The 17,196-nt window shown below is 41.7% G+C and carries 20 protein-coding genes and 1 pseudogene; 20 read left to right on the top strand and 1 reads right to left on the bottom strand.

The features are described from left to right. Window positions 1-56 precede the first annotated feature (56 nt). The 3 genes from M0M83_RS17865 to M0M83_RS17855 are packed head-to-tail and all read left to right on the top strand — an operon-like array spanning window position 57 to window position 1,862. Entirely contained in the window at window positions 57-968 is a 912-nt protein-coding gene (locus M0M83_RS17865) for a hypothetical protein (protein ID WP_213913631.1), read from the top strand. A gap of 5 nt (window positions 969-973) precedes the next feature. After that, complete coding sequence (locus tag M0M83_RS17860; protein WP_248467106.1) at window positions 974-1,369, top strand: DUF1240 domain-containing protein; 396 nt, start codon at window positions 974-976, stop codon at window positions 1,367-1,369. 13 nt (window positions 1,370-1,382) lie between these two features. Continuing rightward, on the top strand, window positions 1,383-1,862 hold the full coding sequence (locus M0M83_RS17855; protein ID WP_125890539.1) for an Hcp family type VI secretion system effector: 480 nt from the start codon (window positions 1,383-1,385) through the stop codon (window positions 1,860-1,862). Between the two features lie 97 nt (window positions 1,863-1,959). Here the strand turns inward: M0M83_RS17855 and M0M83_RS17850 are convergent, their stop codons facing one another. Next, window positions 1,960-2,520: an NADPH-dependent FMN reductase gene (locus tag M0M83_RS17850; RefSeq protein ID WP_213913627.1), complete on the bottom strand. Its 561-nt coding sequence runs from the start codon at window positions 2,518-2,520 to the stop codon at window positions 1,960-1,962. A 293-nt stretch (window positions 2,521-2,813) separates the two neighbouring features. On the opposite strand from M0M83_RS17850, the gene M0M83_RS17845 reads away from it, so the two are divergent. The 17 genes and pseudogenes from M0M83_RS17845 (at window position 2,814) to M0M83_RS17765 (ending at window position 17,151) form a co-directional block, all read left to right on the top strand. Next, window positions 2,814-3,386: a TetR/AcrR family transcriptional regulator gene (locus M0M83_RS17845; protein ID WP_125890722.1), complete on the top strand. Its 573-nt coding sequence runs from the start codon at window positions 2,814-2,816 to the stop codon at window positions 3,384-3,386. 79 nt (window positions 3,387-3,465) lie between these two features. Further along, complete coding sequence (locus M0M83_RS17840) at window positions 3,466-4,308, top strand: transcriptional regulator (protein ID WP_248467105.1); 843 nt, start codon at window positions 3,466-3,468, stop codon at window positions 4,306-4,308. Continuing rightward, complete coding sequence (locus M0M83_RS17835) at window positions 4,305-4,823, top strand: FidL-like protein (protein ID WP_125890536.1); 519 nt, start codon at window positions 4,305-4,307, stop codon at window positions 4,821-4,823. Before M0M83_RS17840 ends, M0M83_RS17835 begins: the two co-directional genes overlap by 4 nt. 618 nt (window positions 4,824-5,441) lie before the next feature. Then, window positions 5,442-5,720 (top strand): BMC domain-containing protein, encoded by a 279-nt coding sequence (locus M0M83_RS17830; RefSeq protein ID WP_004249182.1) that lies wholly within the window; start codon window positions 5,442-5,444, stop codon window positions 5,718-5,720. Window positions 5,721-5,740: 20 nt separating this feature from the next. Beyond that, window positions 5,741-6,025, top strand: coding sequence for a BMC domain-containing protein (locus tag M0M83_RS17825; protein WP_004259066.1), 285 nt, complete (start codon window positions 5,741-5,743; stop codon window positions 6,023-6,025). Window positions 6,026-6,040: 15 nt separating this feature from the next. Then, the gene (locus M0M83_RS17820) at window positions 6,041-6,319 is read left to right on the top strand and encodes a BMC domain-containing protein (RefSeq protein WP_004259063.1); all 279 of its coding nucleotides are present in this window, start codon (window positions 6,041-6,043) and stop codon (window positions 6,317-6,319) included. Window positions 6,320-6,388: 69 nt separating this feature from the next. Beyond that, entirely contained in the window at window positions 6,389-8,023 is a 1,635-nt protein-coding gene (locus M0M83_RS17815) for an acetaldehyde dehydrogenase (acetylating) (RefSeq protein ID WP_213913625.1), read from the top strand. A 26-nt stretch (window positions 8,024-8,049) separates the two neighbouring features. After that, on the top strand, window positions 8,050-8,307 hold the full coding sequence (locus M0M83_RS17810) for a EutN/CcmL family microcompartment protein (protein ID WP_004259057.1): 258 nt from the start codon (window positions 8,050-8,052) through the stop codon (window positions 8,305-8,307). Between the two features lie 7 nt (window positions 8,308-8,314). Continuing rightward, a complete protein-coding gene (locus M0M83_RS17805; RefSeq protein WP_213913624.1) occupies window positions 8,315-9,445 on the top strand; it encodes a 1-propanol dehydrogenase PduQ in 1,131 nt (376 codons plus the stop codon). A gap of 58 nt (window positions 9,446-9,503) precedes the next feature. Continuing rightward, a complete protein-coding gene (gene cutC / locus M0M83_RS17800) occupies window positions 9,504-12,935 on the top strand; it encodes a choline trimethylamine-lyase (RefSeq protein WP_248467103.1) in 3,432 nt (1,143 codons plus the stop codon). A gap of 101 nt (window positions 12,936-13,036) precedes the next feature. After that, window positions 13,037-13,986: pseudogene (gene cutD, locus M0M83_RS17795) on the top strand (choline TMA-lyase-activating enzyme). 13 nt (window positions 13,987-13,999) lie between these two features. After that, a complete protein-coding gene (locus M0M83_RS17790) occupies window positions 14,000-14,431 on the top strand; it encodes a BMC domain-containing protein (RefSeq protein ID WP_125890531.1) in 432 nt (143 codons plus the stop codon). Then, entirely contained in the window at window positions 14,428-15,072 is a 645-nt protein-coding gene (locus tag M0M83_RS17785) for a phosphate propanoyltransferase (protein ID WP_213913618.1), read from the top strand. Before M0M83_RS17790 ends, M0M83_RS17785 begins: the two co-directional genes overlap by 4 nt. 14 nt (window positions 15,073-15,086) lie before the next feature. Further along, entirely contained in the window at window positions 15,087-15,779 is a 693-nt protein-coding gene (locus M0M83_RS17780) for a hypothetical protein (RefSeq protein ID WP_248467102.1), read from the top strand. Window positions 15,780-15,840: 61 nt separating this feature from the next. Then, entirely contained in the window at window positions 15,841-16,269 is a 429-nt protein-coding gene (locus tag M0M83_RS17775; RefSeq protein WP_213913615.1) for a DMT family transporter, read from the top strand. 21 nt (window positions 16,270-16,290) lie between these two features. Beyond that, window positions 16,291-16,617, top strand: a complete 327-nt coding sequence (locus M0M83_RS17770; RefSeq protein WP_042845455.1) for a DMT family transporter — start codon at window positions 16,291-16,293, stop codon at window positions 16,615-16,617. A gap of 198 nt (window positions 16,618-16,815) precedes the next feature. Then, window positions 16,816-17,151, top strand: a complete 336-nt coding sequence (locus tag M0M83_RS17765) for a tRNA-binding protein (RefSeq protein ID WP_125890527.1) — start codon at window positions 16,816-16,818, stop codon at window positions 17,149-17,151. Window positions 17,152-17,196 lie beyond the last annotated feature (45 nt).

Genomic DNA, 17,196 nt, shown 5'->3' with positions numbered 1-17,196 from the left:
TAATAATTATAATTAAATTAGCCTTAAGTTAAATTTTAAGGTGAATAATATTAAGGATGGTGGTTGTGGTTAAAAAATATGATCCGACATTGAGCGGATATCTAGGAGATTACCTTAAAGGTAATGTGGGGGTTAACCAGTTAAAGCCTCGGCATGAGTACTTTGATGCGATTGGTGTGACTGAAGCTTTAAATGCAAATATTCAATATGATGCATTGATTAGCCTTCATGAGGCAGCTGGAATTATTGACGATATTAAGCCCAGAGAGATCGTCAATGCAGGTGATATCAACGCAAGACGAAAAGAAGATGAGCGAAGAAATAACCCCTTTAGACATATTTTCAATGTGACAGACCCTATTTCTCCTTATGCAGGAACGCTTCGTGATACTCCTGATATCTATGTTTTGATCCGTGAATTCAGACAATTAGGTATAACAGCGACTGAACATATTGCTGCTAATGGCAACCGAATGATACACATATCCGGCTACGCTGGCTTAAGACGAATAGTCACAGGGACTCGATATGGCGCAGCCCATCCTGTGATGTTACATATGGGAATAGGACAACAAGGATTAGAAGCGGGTATTGCGAGAGGAATTCGTTTCTGCCTAGTGTTTTCTGCCATTTATCGGGGGCTAGAGTGGTTTTTTAAGGACGAATATACCTTTGCTGATTTTCTTGGCAATATCACGGTGGATATGGCGAAAACGGCTCTAGTGGCAGCAGCATCTTGGGGAGTAGGTACTGCATTAATAGCTGCTGGAGTTTTTGGCGGGAGCATTATTGCTGTTGCTGGAATTGTTTTTTTTGTTGGCATTGGTGTTGCCTTTGGGTTGGAATATTTAGATAGTAAATATCAAATTAGTGCGAAAGTCATAGAGCTGTTAAAAACAACGTGGGAAAGGGAATATAAGCCAACAGCGGATATTAATAAAGTTCTTCATATGTTACCTAGAAGATGATATTTATGATGAGAAAATCTTTGAAAATCATGGGCGGAGTTTTTTTACTTATTATAGTTTCTGCAATAATGATCCCTGTTTATGAGTCACTTCATTCACTTTTTTTTATGGAAGATAAAATTGTTTTTTCTAGCGGTATAGCTATGTATTCAATTGGTTTTCCGCTTATATTTTATGCTATGTCTTGTGTGGTTTATGTATTTATATTCGAAAGGCATCCAAAGCATCATATTATTATAGGTCGATATTTAAGTTACTTGATCTATATAGCCTTAATCACTGGAATACCTATTTCTTTTGGTGTTGGATTCATGCTTAAAAGTGATGGTTATCAAACCTGTGATAAAATGTCATGGATGTCTCCAACGACGTATGTCAAAAACATATCTCTATGTGATTAACAAAGGACTTTTTATGGCTGAGCCGATTTATTTAACCTTAACTGGCAAGAACCAAGGTTTAATTTCTGCAGGATGTTCCACCATTGATTCAATTGGTAATCGTCACCAGATTGGTCACGAAGATGAAATTCAAGTTATTAGTTTAAACAGTGGTTCATTTAGAGCTCAAAATGCAGCTTATCAACCCGTTGTGTTTACTAAATTAATTGATAAATCATCACCTTTACTTTCCACCTCGCTAGATAGTAATGAAGTATTAGAGGCTGTATTTGTTTTTTATCGTACCAGTCAGCATGGACAGCTTGAGAAATATTACGAGGTTAAACTCTCGGGCGTTTCTCTGATTGAGGTTTCTGATATCTTTCCTGATTCAATAAAAAGTAGTGAATTAATACCGCATCAGTATATTCAGATGAAATACACTTCAATATCAAGGCGTCATGTAATGGCAAATACATCAAGCTATAGTATTAACAGTGATATGGTTAAGTAAGAAGAGTGCAATTTAACCTGACAGTTACCGCTATCAAAATTGGTAGCTGCCAGATTAAGTACATCATCGAATAATTTGGCTAAATAAGCTCAGCGACTTATTTACTCGCTGCATTATGGGCAACAAATTTGGCAAAGGTATCGGCCCACGGCTGTAAGAAATCTTTGCTTTTTGGGGAAATATTACCTTGTTCATCAACCATTCCTTCATACCACTTCAAATAGCACTCTGGTTGGTTCATTGTTGGCATATTCAAAAATGCCAAGCTATTACGCAAATGTTGTTGTGCAATAGCTGTACTAATATTGCCAATAGATACCCCTAGTACTCCAGCAGGAATACCATCCCATGAGTTATCTCCCCATGGGCGAGAGCCTTGGTCAATCGCATTTTTCAATACGCCAGGCATTGAACGGTTATATTCTGGGGTGGCGAAAATAATGCCATCACAGGCTTTGATTTGAGATTTGAAATTAGCCACAACAGAAGGTACATTTTGGTCTGCATCTTGGTTGTAGAGAGGTAACTCACCAATATCGATAAACTTAAACGTGAAATTCGCAGGGAATAATTTAGTTATGGCTTTAGCAACAACTAAATTATAAGAATCAGCACGTAAGCTACCAACAATAACGCCAATATTGTATTGATTTGACATGATAAAACCTCTTTTACGGATAGTTAATTAGGAACATTGCAAACCGTTTTTACGTCGTCAGAATTTTATTTTGTTGTCATTATTAAACATCATAATACGAATATGTGCAAAACTAAGTCAAATTAAATGCCCTCAAAAATATTTGATATTTTTAAATTAATTATAGAGTTATAACGTATCACTATTCGATATTGTGAGTCCTCTTCCACTATTTAGATTTACCCATGAACAAATCAGGGTTACTTGATTTTAGTCAAAATGAAACATACCGACTGGTCGGTATCATTCGTTGCATGAATAAATCCGCGCAACACAGAAAAAAAGACCCTATCAAGCTTCAAGTGGAGCTCCTGAAAGCGGCTCGCATTATTGCTGGCAGAGAAGGGATCTCTTCGCTCTCTCTTAATGCAGTGGCAAGGGAGGCGGGTGTTAGCAAAGGAGGGCTGATGCACCATTTCCCCTCCAAACAGGAGCTTATTCATGCGCTTTTTCTCCAATTACTCGAAATTATGGATGAGCGGATCCATACCATTATGGGTAATGACTCAAATCCCTATGGCCGGTTTTCTCGTGCTTATTTGCACTACATTGGTGAGCTGAAAGAGTCTGATGAAAGTTTTCAACTTGCTTTACTCTCTTTAGCGATGCCAACGGAACCCGTATTGCGTCAGTGTTGGCGAGATTGGGTAAGCAACCATCTGGCGAAGGGGGATGAGTTTGATAACAGTTATTTAGGCGCGTTAGTACGCTATGCCGCGGATGGGCTATGGCTTTCATCATTGACGGAGGGCGAAACATTGTCACAGCAAGAACGTGATGCGATTGTTAGTCGGTTAACGACTATTTCATTTGAAAAAATTCTATAAATAAAAATATTATGTAAGTGAAAATAGCAGTGATAACGGTAGTGCAATTTTATTCCAAAAATAAGCACATGAGGCGACAGTGAAATATAAAATCAATGCTTTCATTCTATATGATGCGGTTGATGGCACTTTATCTTTAAAAGAAGACGAGGTGGATACCCAACTGTCGATAACGGCGAATGCATTATTATTTTATTTTATTCAACATAGGGGGGTTGTTCCCCGAGATGAGGTATTAAAAGCAGTATGGGATGATAATGGATTAGTGTCATCAAACAGTAATTTAAACCAATATCTCAGTATATTACGAAAAGCATTTCGCCCATATGGTATTGAAAATATTATTGTGACAGTTGCTCGGGGGCGATTAGAGTTTAATTCTGATGTTTCCCTTGAATTAATTGATGATATTAAAATTCAGACAACTGAATTAATAACTAGCTTAAGTGAAATAGAAGAAACAGCGGTTGTTTTATCTCCAACTTCCCAACCTATCTCTGATCCTACAGACCCTCAAAAAATAGATTCAACACTGACACCAGAAAAAAAAGAAATCTGTTGGTATCTTGCCAGTGGTGCTTTTCTATTGTGTTCCATTTTATTAGCTGTCATGGCTTATTTATCAAATCAACCATCAGTGCCGATTAATATGACCGTGCTTGAGCATACTCATTGTGATGTATTGTCGAATGAAAAAATGATCAATAACACTGTCGCACTAAACTATGTACAAAATTTTGATAAGGTTAGGAATAACTTAAATCTAGAGTGTGTTGAGAAAGAACGGTTTGTTTTTTTCTATGGGGACAAATTACAGACTAACGGACTAGGTCGAGTATTTCTTGCACATTGTGCAGTCAATGAAGATAACCCATTTAGCTATTGCGATAACTACTTTTACTATTCTTGGAAACCATCATGAAGATATCAGGAAAAGTATTATGCTTACTGAGTTTTTTGTTATTTATTGTTGTGGCGATTTATACCCAGTCAGTCTTATTTTCCAATAAACAAGATGGCTTAATGGTGTGCTCTACTAAAGGCATCATGCGCTTTGAAAATATGAAAGACGAAAACGTTAACGGCAATATTCACTTCAATTTTGGCGCGAATGGAAAGGGCTCAATTGTGGTGGAGGGCTATACCGATTCTAAAGCGGGCTGGTTGTATTTACAGCGCTATGTGAAATTCAACTATACGACAAAACGGATATCACCGACGGAGCGTCATTATAGTATTAGTCAGTGGGAGGCGAGCGCTTCTTCTATTGATGAATCGCCAAATGTGATATTTGATTATTTTATGAGAGAAATGTCAGATAGCCATGATGGGCTATTTCTTAATGCGCAAAAGCTCAATGACAAAGCTTTACTACTCAGTTCAATTAATTCCCCACTTTATATCTGTACGTTAAAGCCTGGCAGTAAATTTGATTAATTCAGTTCTTATTGAATCAGTTTAGCGGTGAAGTAGTGCGCTTCATCGTTAATTGACGATACCTCTTTTCTGTTTATTTCCTTTTTGTTCTATTCACAAATGATAGCGGCCACAACCTCGCAGAGACTTGTCATCATGAAGGGGGAGTTTCTCTCTTGTGCAGCACTTAGCTTGCGGTGTCGGCTAGTAGGTAAAGCTTATAACTGAGTGAGCGAACCCACAGTTATCATCCCACAAATCACCCCCATTTATCAGCCTAATAATATTTTATTAACAATCTAATTAGCTAATGCTAAATCCATGTTTGGCCCATTTTTTCTGACCATATAGATACGTGAATTTTTGGCTTTTTCAGAGTTTACATATAAATAATTCAATAAATCACACTAAATTTTAGATTAAAACACTAATTATCTACCGTATGTGGATTTATATTTCGTTTTTATTTTTCGGTTCTATAGTGAGTCTGAAGCCAAAGGTTGCGTTCAATAGATCACCGCGCAGACACCATTGGCGTAAATGTTTACCCAGATATTGCAAGGGACATGTACTCGGACACATTAGCTTGGAATATGGAAGGTAAAGAAAAATAAAGAAGGCTTCTCGGAGGAAACAACAATGGGTGATGCATTAGGTCTTATTGAAACAAAAGGTCTGGTGGCTTGTATCGAAGCAGCTGATGCCATGTGCAAAGCGGCAAATGTTGAGCTAATTGGCTACGAAAATGTCGGTTCAGGTCTCGTTACCGCAATGGTTAAAGGCGATGTCGGCGCAGTCAAAGCAGCTGTCGATTCGGGTGTTGAATCAGCGCAGCGTGTTGGTGAAGTTGTCACTTCACTGGTCATTGCGCGTCCACACAACGATATCAACAAAATCGTTATTAAGCATAAGGCATAACTTTTTCCGGAGGAAAAAATATGGGTGACGCATTAGGTCTTATTGAAACTCAAGGGTTAGTGGCTTGTATTGAAGCTGCAGACTCGATGTGTAAAGCCGCAAATGTTGTGCTGATTGGTTATGAAAATGTTGGGTCAGGTTTAGTTACCGCCATGGTCAAAGGCGATGTGGGTGCGGTGAAAGCTGCAGTGGATTCAGGTGTTGAATCTGCCTCTCGTATTGGCACCGTTGTGACATCACTGGTTATCGCGCGTCCCCATAGCGATATTCAGAAAATCGTCGCCCAGTATAAAGTCACGGAATAAAACAGGAAATTACTTATGAAAGAAGCACTTGGTCTGATTGAAACCAAAGGTTTAGTCGCGTGTATTGAAGCTGCTGATGCCATGTGTAAAGCCGCCAATGTCGAGCTAATCGGTTATGAGAATGTCGGTTCAGGGCTGGTAACAGCGATGGTTAAAGGCGATGTCGGTGCCGTTAACGCTGCAGTTGAGTCAGGTGTTGAGGCTGCAAAACGTATCGGAACAGTGGTGACTTCACGTGTGATTGCAAGACCACACAACGATATTGGCAAAATTGCACAACAACATAAAGCCTAAGTCATTGGCTAATAAGCCAATAACACGAAAAGTGAATGAATTAATTTTGGCTCCGATACGGGGGAAGACATGGTTGCATTAGACAAAGATCTGCAATCCAGACAACTGGCAAGAGAGCTAGTTAGAAACGCGAAACAAGCGCAGAAAGAGTTTGCGACATTTTCGCAGGAAAAAATCGATAATATTGTTAAACACATCGCAATTGAGTCCGCACTTCATGCCGAAGAGCTGGCAAAAATGGCCAATGAAGAAACTGGGTTTGGTAAGTGGCAAGATAAAGTCCTGAAAAACACTTTTGCTTCAATGCGTGTTTATGAACACATTAAAGATCTCAAAACCGTTGGCATCATTAATGATGACAAAATCAACAAAGTCATGGATGTGGGGGTTCCTCTTGGTGTGATCACGGCGTTAGTTCCTTCTACTAACCCAACATCTACCATCATCTACAAAACGTTGATTGCCTTGAAGGCGGGTAATGCCATTGTCTTCTCCCCTCATCCAAATGCCAAAGCCTGCAGTTTCCGAACATTAGAAATTGTCAAAAAAGCCGCATTAGAAGCGGGTGCTCCAGCTGGAATTGTCGATGCTGTCACAATGCTGACTTTAGAAGCAACGAAAGAACTGATGCACAGCAAAGACGTCTCTTTAATCTTGGCGACGGGCGGTGAAGGCATGGTGCGTGCAGCTTACGCATCCGGTACACCAACCATTAGTGGCGGTCCAGGCAATGGCCCTGCATTTATTGAACGTAGCGCCAATATCAAGCAGGCGGTGAGTGACATTATCACCAGTAAAACGTTTGATAACGGCGTGATCTGTGCTTCTGAGCAATCCATCATTGTGGAACGCTGTATTTATAACGAAGTTCATCGTGAATTACTCGCTCAAGGCGCTTATTTCATGAATGAAGACGAAGCGAAACGCATGGCCTCAATGTTGCTTAGAGCGAACGGCACCATCAACCCAGAAGTAGTGGGTAAAGATGCTATCACACTCAGCCAACGTGCAGGTTTCACTGTTCCAGCTAACACACGTGTGTTGATTGCGTTGCAAGACACCGTATCACCGAAAAACCCATACTCCCGCGAAAAATTATGCCCAATTTTAGGGATGTATATCGAGGAAGATTGGCAATCCGCGTGCCATCGCGTGGTTGATTTGCTGACCAACGAAGGCCTCGGCCATACCTTGGTGATCCACACACAAAACGAAGATGTTATTCGTCAATTCTCTCTGGAAAAACCCGTTAATCGCATTTTGATTAATACACCGGCTGCACTCGGTGGGATTGGGGCAACGACCAATATCACACCTGCGTTAACACTGGGCTGTGGCGCGGTTGGTGGCGGTTCTAGCTCTGATAACGTTGGCCCAATGAATTTACTGAATATTCGTAAAGTGGGCTATGGCGTACGTTCTATTGATGATTTAAGGCAACCCGCCCAGCCTTGTGCAGTGGCTCAGCCAGCGGCACCGGCTACGGTCAATCAACCGCAAGTCAGCATTTTTGATGATAGCCGTTTCCGTAATCCTGTTGCGGCAACCGCGTCACCAGTGACCGCTAACCCTGCAGGTGATGACCGATTTGGCAGTGCGGTAACAACGGCTGCGATTGCTGAGGCGGTGGTTTCTCAAGGAGATATCACTGAAGAGAATGTTGAGCAAATCATCAAGGCCGTTCTTGGACGCCTAAGTAAGTAACTTATTGAAATAAGGCGGTATAAACCATGATCCTCGCAAAGGTAGTTGGACATGTTGTTGCAACGCAGAAATGCCAAGAACTTAGTGGCAGTAACTTATTAATGGTTACCAAGCTAGGGGATGACCTTGAACCGTTGAAAAACAAAACGTATGTGGCAGTCGACAGTGTTGGCGCAGGTATTAACGACATTGTGTTAGCTGAAGCTTACTTCGCTTTGAATAAAGACAATTACAAAGCCATGTCAGTGGTTGCCATTGTTGAGAAGGTTTATACCAAGGAGTAAAAACAGCATGAACCAGTTTTTGATTAAACCTAAAGTCCAATTCGGTGCTAACGCATTGGATTTTATCTCACAAATGAGTGCTCACCATGCCTTTATCGTCACTGACAAAGCGATGGTGAAATTTGGCTTAGCTGATGAAGTCACTCGCAGGCTAACCCAAAGTGGCATCGCATTTTCGATTTACGACGATGTTGAGCCAGATCCCGATATTTCAGCCATCGTTAAAGGTATGAAAATCATGGATAGGCAATATCCAGATGTGGTGATTGCACTCGGTGGTGGGTCGGTTATTGATGCTGCGAAAGCTGTTATTTACTCCCTCTGGCACACGAAAAAAGACGTCAATCGAGTTAAACCGCAGTTTATCGCGATCCCAACTACCAGTGGGACGGGCTCGGAAGTCACTTCGTTTTCAGTGATCAAATCCCAGTCTGAAAAGTTGGTTTTGGTTGACGAATTTATGTTGCCAGATGTCGCCATTTTAGATCCCGCACTGGTGAAGTCAGTACCCGCTTCTATTACGGCTGACACAGGTATGGACGTGCTGTGCCACGCGCTAGAGGCCTATGTTTCTCGTACTGCATCTGACTTTTCTGATGCCTTAGCTGAAAAAGCGGTGCAATTAGTATTTGGTCATTTAATTGACTGCTATCGGGACGGTAGCAACTTAGTGGCACGCGAAAAAATGCACAACGCTTCATGCATTGCGGGAATGGCCTTTACTAACGCATCACTTGGGATAACGCACAGCTTAGCCCATGCATTAGGCGGTGTATTCCACATTCCACATGGCCGTGCAAATGCGTTATTGATGGCGCAAGTTGTGGCTTTCAATGCAGATTTAGAAGGACGTTGTGATAACGAAGCCGCGAAACGTTACGCCCATCTCGCGAAAAATTTAAATTTACCCGCATCAACGATTCGTGAAGGCGTTGAAAGTTTAATTATGGCAATCAACGTATTGAAAGATGAAATGAATATGCCAAAAGGCATTCAAGCAACTGGTACCAATGAATTCGATTTTAACGCCCGTTTAGGGGACATGGTTGGGCAAGCACTGCGCGATAGTTGCACTCCGACCAATCCACGGGATGTGAGCAAGGTGCAACTGGAAGTGCTGTATAGACAGTCTTTTTAACAGTTAACGCTTTTATGTGATGAACAACAAACTAGAAAGAACATCAGGATAGGCTAACATGAATAAATATGCTTTGACCCCACGCGTAAAAATGCTGGCTGAACGCTTAAGTGCCCGCAATAGCTCAATTATTACTGAACGTGCCAATATTTTAGAAGCGCTTGGCAACCAACTATCTGGCGCACCGCAGGCAATTAAACCTGCACAACGTTTTTATGAGTTTATCCGCCACTTTCCTACATTTATTGGCCAAGATGAGTTGATTATTGGTAGCCAATCATCAACCCCACGCGGAGCCATTTTCCATACTGAAAATGAAATCAACAGCCACAGTATTTATACCTTTTTAGCAGGCGATAGCACAGTTGATGCGCCTGATTACTTAGCAGTTTTAAATATTGGTTTCTTGGCTATCAAAGCCCAATTAGAAAACAAAGTCAGAAACATTGGCAGTGCAGTTAGCCGTAATAGCATTGATGAAGCGAATAACTGCCGCTCAGCAATTTACGCATGTGATGCGGCCATGCATTTTGCACAAGCTTTAGCGTCTAAAGCAGAGAGCATGGCGGCAGCAGAATCTAATCAATATCGCCGTGCAGAATTGCAAGAAAGTGCAGCCATTTTACGCAATGTGCCAGCAAAACCCGCGCAAACCTTCAAAGAAGCTTGCCAAGCCTTCTATTTACTGCAACTTATTTTGCATTTAGAAAATGGCAGTTATGCAGTTAACCCAATGGGATTCGATAAAGCCGTTTATCCATTCTACCAACGCGATATTGAACAAGGCCGCTTAACCCAAGCACAAGCTTATGAGATTGTAGAAAGTTTATGGTTGAAACTGGCTGAACTGTCTGAAGTTCGTTCAACCAAGCTAGTCGATGGCTACCCCATGTTCGATGCATTGAAAGATGGCATTTATCTGAATGACCCGCGTGTCTGCATTAACGAATTATCTGCCATGATGTTATCTGCTCATGAAAATATCAGTGCTATCAATAATGGATTGAAAGTTCGCTTATATTGTGGAAAGAACAGCGCTCAGCCGCAATACGCCGCGCCAAATGGCAGCTATGTTGCTCCAACGGCACAAGCGGAAACTGAATTCAACGTGATGGAAGGCTTAACGCCTCGCTTACAACGCTTGCGTAACCGTTACTTAGAAGCGCGTCCAAGTGTCTCTATTTATCGCGCACTCGCCTTCACTGACGTCGTTAAAAATAACCCAGGTTTACCGCCAATTCTATTGCGTGCGAAAGCTTTCCGCCGCGCTTGTGAAACCGCGCCAATCTTAATTCAGCCAGAAGAACTGATTGTAGGTCATCCATGTGGTAAAGCTCGTGCGGGGGCTTTCTCACCGGATATCGCATGGCGCTGGGTGGTCGAAGAACTCGATACCATGAGCACGCGTCCACAAGACCCGTTTGTTATCTCTGAAGAAGACAAAAAAGTGATCCGTGAGGAAATCGCGCCATTCTGGGAAGGGCGCTCACTGGATGAAATTTGTGAGGCTCAATACCGCGAAGCGGGGGTATGGGAATTCAGCGGTGAAACGTTTGTCAGTGATTTGTCTTATCACCAAATCAACGGTGGTGGCGATACTTGTCCGGGTTATGACGTGCTGTTATTCACCAAAGGAATGAATGGCATTAAAGCAGATGCTCAGGCGAAACTGGCTGAATTAAGCATGGAAAACCCTGATGACATTGACCGCATTTATTTCTATAAAGCATCAATTGAAACCTGTGAAGGGGTGGTGGCGTATTCACACCGTATTGCTGCCCACGCTCGCGAACTAGCGGTGTTGGAATCAGACCAAAAACGCCGCGAAGAATTGCTGACTATCGCACAAGTCAACGAAAACGTGCCAGCGAACCCACCGACGACGTTACAAGAAGCATTACAGAGCATTTGGACGGTTGAGTCACTGTTTGAAATTGAAGAAAACCAAACCGGTCTTTCTTTGGGACGTCTTGACCAGTACTGCTTCCCAATGTATGAAAACGACATCAAAACAGGCCGTTTAACCCAAGACCAAGCATTGGAAATGATGCAGGCGTTTATCATTAAATGTGCTGAGTTAATGTGGATGTCGAGTGAGCTGGGTGCGAAGTACTTCGCCGGTTATCAGCCATTTATCAACTTAACGGTAGGTGGACAAAAACGTTCAGGCGGTGACGCTTGTAACGACCTGACCTACTTGATTATGGATGCGGTTCGTTTCGTTAAAGTGTATCAGCCATCGCTGGCATGCCGTATTCATAACCAATCACCACAGAAATACATGGAAAAAATCGTTGATGTTGTGAAAGCCGGTATGGGCTTCCCTGCCTGTCACTTCGACGATTCCCACATCAAAATGATGCTGCGTAAGGGCTTCGACTTTGAAGATGCGCGTGATTACTGCTTGATGGGCTGTGTTGAGCCACAAAAATCAGGCCGTATTTATCAGTGGACTTCAACGGGTTACACCCAATGGCCAATTGCGATTGAATTCGTATTAAACCGTGGTCGCATGGTGTTATTCGATAGCTATCAAGGTTTAGATACCGGTGATTTACGAGACCTGAAAACATTCGAAGACTTTGATAATGCAGTGAAAGCGCAGATTGCTCATATTGTTCGCTTATCGGCTATCGGTACCGTCATCAGTCAACGTGTCCACCGCGATGTGGCACCCAAACCATTAATGTCCTTGCTAGTGGAAGGCTGTATGGAAAAAGGGAAAGACGTTGCAGCGGGTGGGGCGATGATCAACCACGGCCCAGGGCTGATTTTCTCTGGTCTGGCAACCTATGTTGACTCCATTGTCGCGATCCGCAAATTGGTTTATGAAGATGGCCGCTACACCCTTGAACAAATTCGCGATGGCCTGCTAGCCAACTTTGAAGGCTACGACGAACTGCGTCGTGACTGCTTAAATGCGCCTAAGTTTGGTAACGATGATGATTATGTTGACCAATATGCACTGGATATTACGGAGTGGACAGAGCGTGAGTGCCGTAAGTACGACATGCTGTATTCAACACTGAGTCACGGAACCTTATCCATCTCTAACAACACGCCGATTGGCGAATTAACTGCAGCGAGTGCCAATGGTCGCTTGGCGTGGATGCCGTTATCAGATGGCATCAGCCCAACACAAGGTGCGGATAAACAAGGCCCAACAGCCATCATTAAATCAATCAGTAAAATGAATGTTGAAACGATGAATATTGGTATGGTGCATAACTTTAAGTTCTTAAAAGGCTTATTGGACACGCCAGAAGGCCATCATGGCTTAATCACCTTGCTGAGAACCGCGTCTATCTTAGGAAACGGGCAAATGCAGTTCAGCTATGTGGATAACGAAATGCTGAAAAAAGCTCAGCAAGAGCCTGAAAAATATCGTGATTTAATCGTTCGTGTCGCAGGGTACAGTGCTTACTTCGTTGAACTCTGTAAAGAAGTTCAAGATGAAATTATTAGCCGTACTGTAATTGAGAAGTTCTAAACCCATGTAGGCAGGTATGAATCTATACCTGCCATTTCATACCAGCTATTTCATAACAACAATAATAAATTTTGATTTATAAACATAGTTTTAGAGGTGCAATGATGAGCGCGGCAGAGATGAAAGGTCGGATATTTAATATCCAAAAATACTCGATTTATGATGGCGACGGTATCAGAACGCTGATTTTCTTAAAAGGGTGCAATATTCGTTGTCCATGGTGCGCCAATCCAGAAGGGTTAAGCAGTCAGTTCCAAGTGATGTTTTCCCACGACAAATGCGTCAACTGCGGAAAATGTGTTGATGTCTGCCCTACAGGGATCCACTACAAAACTATTAATGAGCAAGGTGAACAAATTCATCGAGTCAATCGTAGCATTGACTGCATTGGCTGCCGTAAATGCGAAGAGGTATGTATTGGTGGTGCATTAGACATCATGGGGAAAGATGTCACGGTCGCCGAAATGATGGAAATCATCATGCAAGATTATGATTTTTATATTTCTTCCGGTGGTGGCGTGACAATCGGTGGCGGCGAAATGAGCCTACAAACCGATTTTGCCGTTGCGCTACTGCGTGAGTGTAAAAAAATGATGATCAACACCGCAATAGAAACCCAAGGTACGACATCGTTAGAAAACTATGAAAAGTTAGCCGAAGTTGTCGACCTATTCCTCTATGACATTAAACATATTGATACGGCGCAGCATAAAAACCTATTCGGTATTGGCAATGAAAATGTCCGCCGTAACCTCGAAAGATTGGTCGACCTCGGCGCTAACATCGTGGTCAGAATGCCCTTAGTTCGTGGCTATAACGACTCGTTTGATGCCATTACAGGGGCGATTCACTATGCGATGGAATTATCCAAACGCGGCAATGTAAAACGCATTGATATTTACCTTATCACCAGTTGGGCCGCGGCAAATACGACAAACTGGATATGATTTATCCCGTTAAACAAGACCCAACCTATAGCGCAGAAGAATTAGACCAACTTGAAGCATTCTTCAAACAATTTGATTTCGATATTCGACTGGTTCGTCATTAAGTAGGAGAGACAGATGAAAAGTTTAGGTGTAATTGAAACTCGGGGACTGACATCCGCCATACAGGCTGCGGATGCGGCATGCAAAGCGGCCAGTGTAGAAATTGTAGGTTATCGAAAAATCGGTTCTGGACTGGTATCCGTTTGTTTTCAAGGCGAAATCAGTGCCGTTCGCACCGCAGTTGACCACGGCATTGAAGTGATCGCCAGTAGCCAACTATTAGTCGGCTCATTAGTGATTGCACGACCTGAAGAAAGTGTGATCAGCAAATTGCTTACTGTAAAAAGTAAAAAAGGCGAATTAGAGAAAAGTGTTGAAGCAAAAGCAGAAAAACTAGTGGAAAAAGCGGTTGTTGAAGCCAAAACTGAAGCACCAGTAGCTGAAGTTAAAACCGATATCAATGTGAAAGACATCAAAAATGACCCACGTAAAGGGAAAAAATCATGATGAATGAGCAATTGATGGGGAAAATACTGGCTCGGCTTTCAGCCTATACACCGGCACAAAATGGCGTTTCTAACATCGCTATCCCTGTTGGCATATCTAACCGTCATGTTCACCTTTCACAGCAGGACGTTGAAGCCTTGTTTGGTCAAGGCTATCAGCTGACGCCATTTAAAGATTTAAAACAGCCGGGGCAATTTGCGGCGAAAGAGTGCGTGATGGTAGTGGGACCAAAAGGGTCAATTAGCAAAGTCAGAGTGCTAGGGCCTGTTCGCCCAAAAACACAACTGGAAGTGTCTAAAGCCGATTGTTTTGCCCTTGGGATTAAAGCGCCAGTGAGAGAGTCAGGGGATATGACGAACTCGGGTAATGCGTTACTGATTGGCCCTGCAGGACATGTCAATCTTGAGTCACAAGTCATTTGTGCTCAGCGTCATATTCATATGAGTGTGATGGACTCAAGAGCCTTAAATGTGGTGAATGGGCAAAAGGTGAATATCCGTACTGAAGGTGAACGCAGCTTAGTTTTCGATGAAGTTATCGTGAGGGTTGATGAACGGTTTTCCCTTGAGTTTCATATCGATACCGATGAGGCAAACGCAGCAGGATTACGTAATAACGATAGCGTATTCATCGCGGGTTAAGGGATGGTGGCAAAATGAACGAAAAGCTGATTGAACAAATTGTGCAGCAAGTTTTACGTCAGTTAAAGCGACAGGTTTTGGTGGTGTTATCGCCAGTTGAGGGGTATCAGCAAGCGATTTACCGAAGGCTGGCACAGCTAGATTCTATTTCTTTTTCCTTTTATGCCACCGCATCCATGCTTCAGTCTTCTGATGTTGAAAAATGGGCTGAATTGGGAAGTGTTGTAGATAAAAATGTCGTCTCAATAAACACGTTAAACCACTATGGCAGTCTATTTTTACCATTCATTGATGCAAAAGTAGTGGGTGAAATTGCCAATGGTTTATTTGTCAGTGAAGAAAGTGAATTGGTCTTGCATGCATTATCACAAAACATGCCAATATTCGCCTTGAAATACCATTGTTGCCCTGAAAGTGAGTTAAGTCAGGTTTTAGGTTTAAATAAAAACGAAAATTATAATCGTCTGATTAAAGAAAATATCAGTAAGGCTATTAATTTAGGAATTCGTTTCGGTTCATTAAACGAAATAGAAAAAAACTTCTTCATTAATGAAGTTACTGAAGATTTAAAACCTGAACTAAATAATAAACATCCAAATCGCTATATTACTTTAAAAGAAGTGATGAATAACCCTAGGGGGTGTTTTGCGAATGAAAATAAATTAACGGATTCAGCAATCGATTATTTAAAGTCTCTGAAAAAATAAGGCTATTTAATTAAATTAAAAATTAATTCTAATCTTTCTATTTATCGTAGGAGTATTATCTATGTCCCCTAAAGCAAAAGCATGGCTTTGGATGCTGGCGGTTATTATTTCTGAAACCTCAGCAACATCGACCTTAAAAATGTTTGATAACAGTGAAGGTATGACCAAATCATTATTATTAGCATTAATTGTTGTACTGTATGTTATTTGCTATTACTCACTTTCCCGCGCAGTAAAATATATTCCTGTTGGCTTAGCGTATGCAACATGGTCAGGTACGGGGATCCTAATGGTTTCAACCCTTGGCATGCTATTTTATGGACAACATCCCGATACTGCAGCCATGATTGGCATGGCGGTGATCGCAAGTGGTATTGTGATCATGAATCTATTTTCCAAAATGGGCTCAGATGATCCAGAAGAAACCGAAGCATCTCAAGATGACACTGAGTCTTCATTATTATCTGCAAAAAATAAGACAGCGCATTAATTTAAAGCTAAGGGGAATATTATGTTTACTGGATTTCTATGGTTAGCACTTTCTATTGGCTCTGAAATAACGGGCACCTCAATGATTAAAAAGACCAATAGCTTTAGTAAATTGGGGCCATCTGTATTAGTCATTATTGCGTATTGTTTGTGTTATTTCGCTTTAACTCGTGCAATGGGCTATATCCCAGTTGGTGTGGCTTATTCATTATGGTGTGGGTTTGGTATTGTCGGTGTGACACTCGTTTCTATGGTTTTATATAAACAAAAACCCGATTTTCCAGCGGTATTCGCGATGGGGCTCATCATTAGTGGTGGGATTATTATGAATACATTCTCAACGATGTAATTGATTCATTGTTGCATTCTTTCTTTCGTTCATTGTTTGGCCCTCCATGTATTTTCGTGAGGGCTATTTTTTTATCATCCGTTTTTATCATGCGATAGTATGACTGTTTTACGATACAAAGTGATGGTTTGGCGATAAAAGAAAGGATCTATCCTATGTTAATTTACGTTCTATAAATAATCTAATTAGGAAAAATGAATGAACATAATTGAATGGGACGATTTTACTCGGGTTGAAATGCGCGTCGGTACGATTATTAGTGCAGAAGTGAATATTAAAGCTAAAAAACCCGCTTATATTATGGAGGTTGATCTCGGCGAATTGGGTATTAAGCGTTCAAGTGCACAGATCACCGTCAATTATACGCCTGAAGATTTGATTGGTAAGCGAGTGCTGTGCGTGTGTAATTTTGAAGTAAAGCGTATAGCAGGCATTAAATCAGAAGTATTGATCACGGGGGCGCCTGACGAAACGGGGGCGATCGTTCTTGCTGAATTTAACCTGCCTTTGCCAAACGGTGCTTTATTAGCATAATACTCGTTATACTTCGTGTTAATACATTAATTTGATATGGCTTTT

It is taken from the genome of Providencia rettgeri (genome assembly GCF_023205015.1).
Lineage (GTDB): Bacteria > Pseudomonadota > Gammaproteobacteria > Enterobacterales > Enterobacteriaceae > Providencia > Providencia rettgeri_E.
This window is presented reverse-complemented; position numbering and strand designations above follow the sequence as displayed.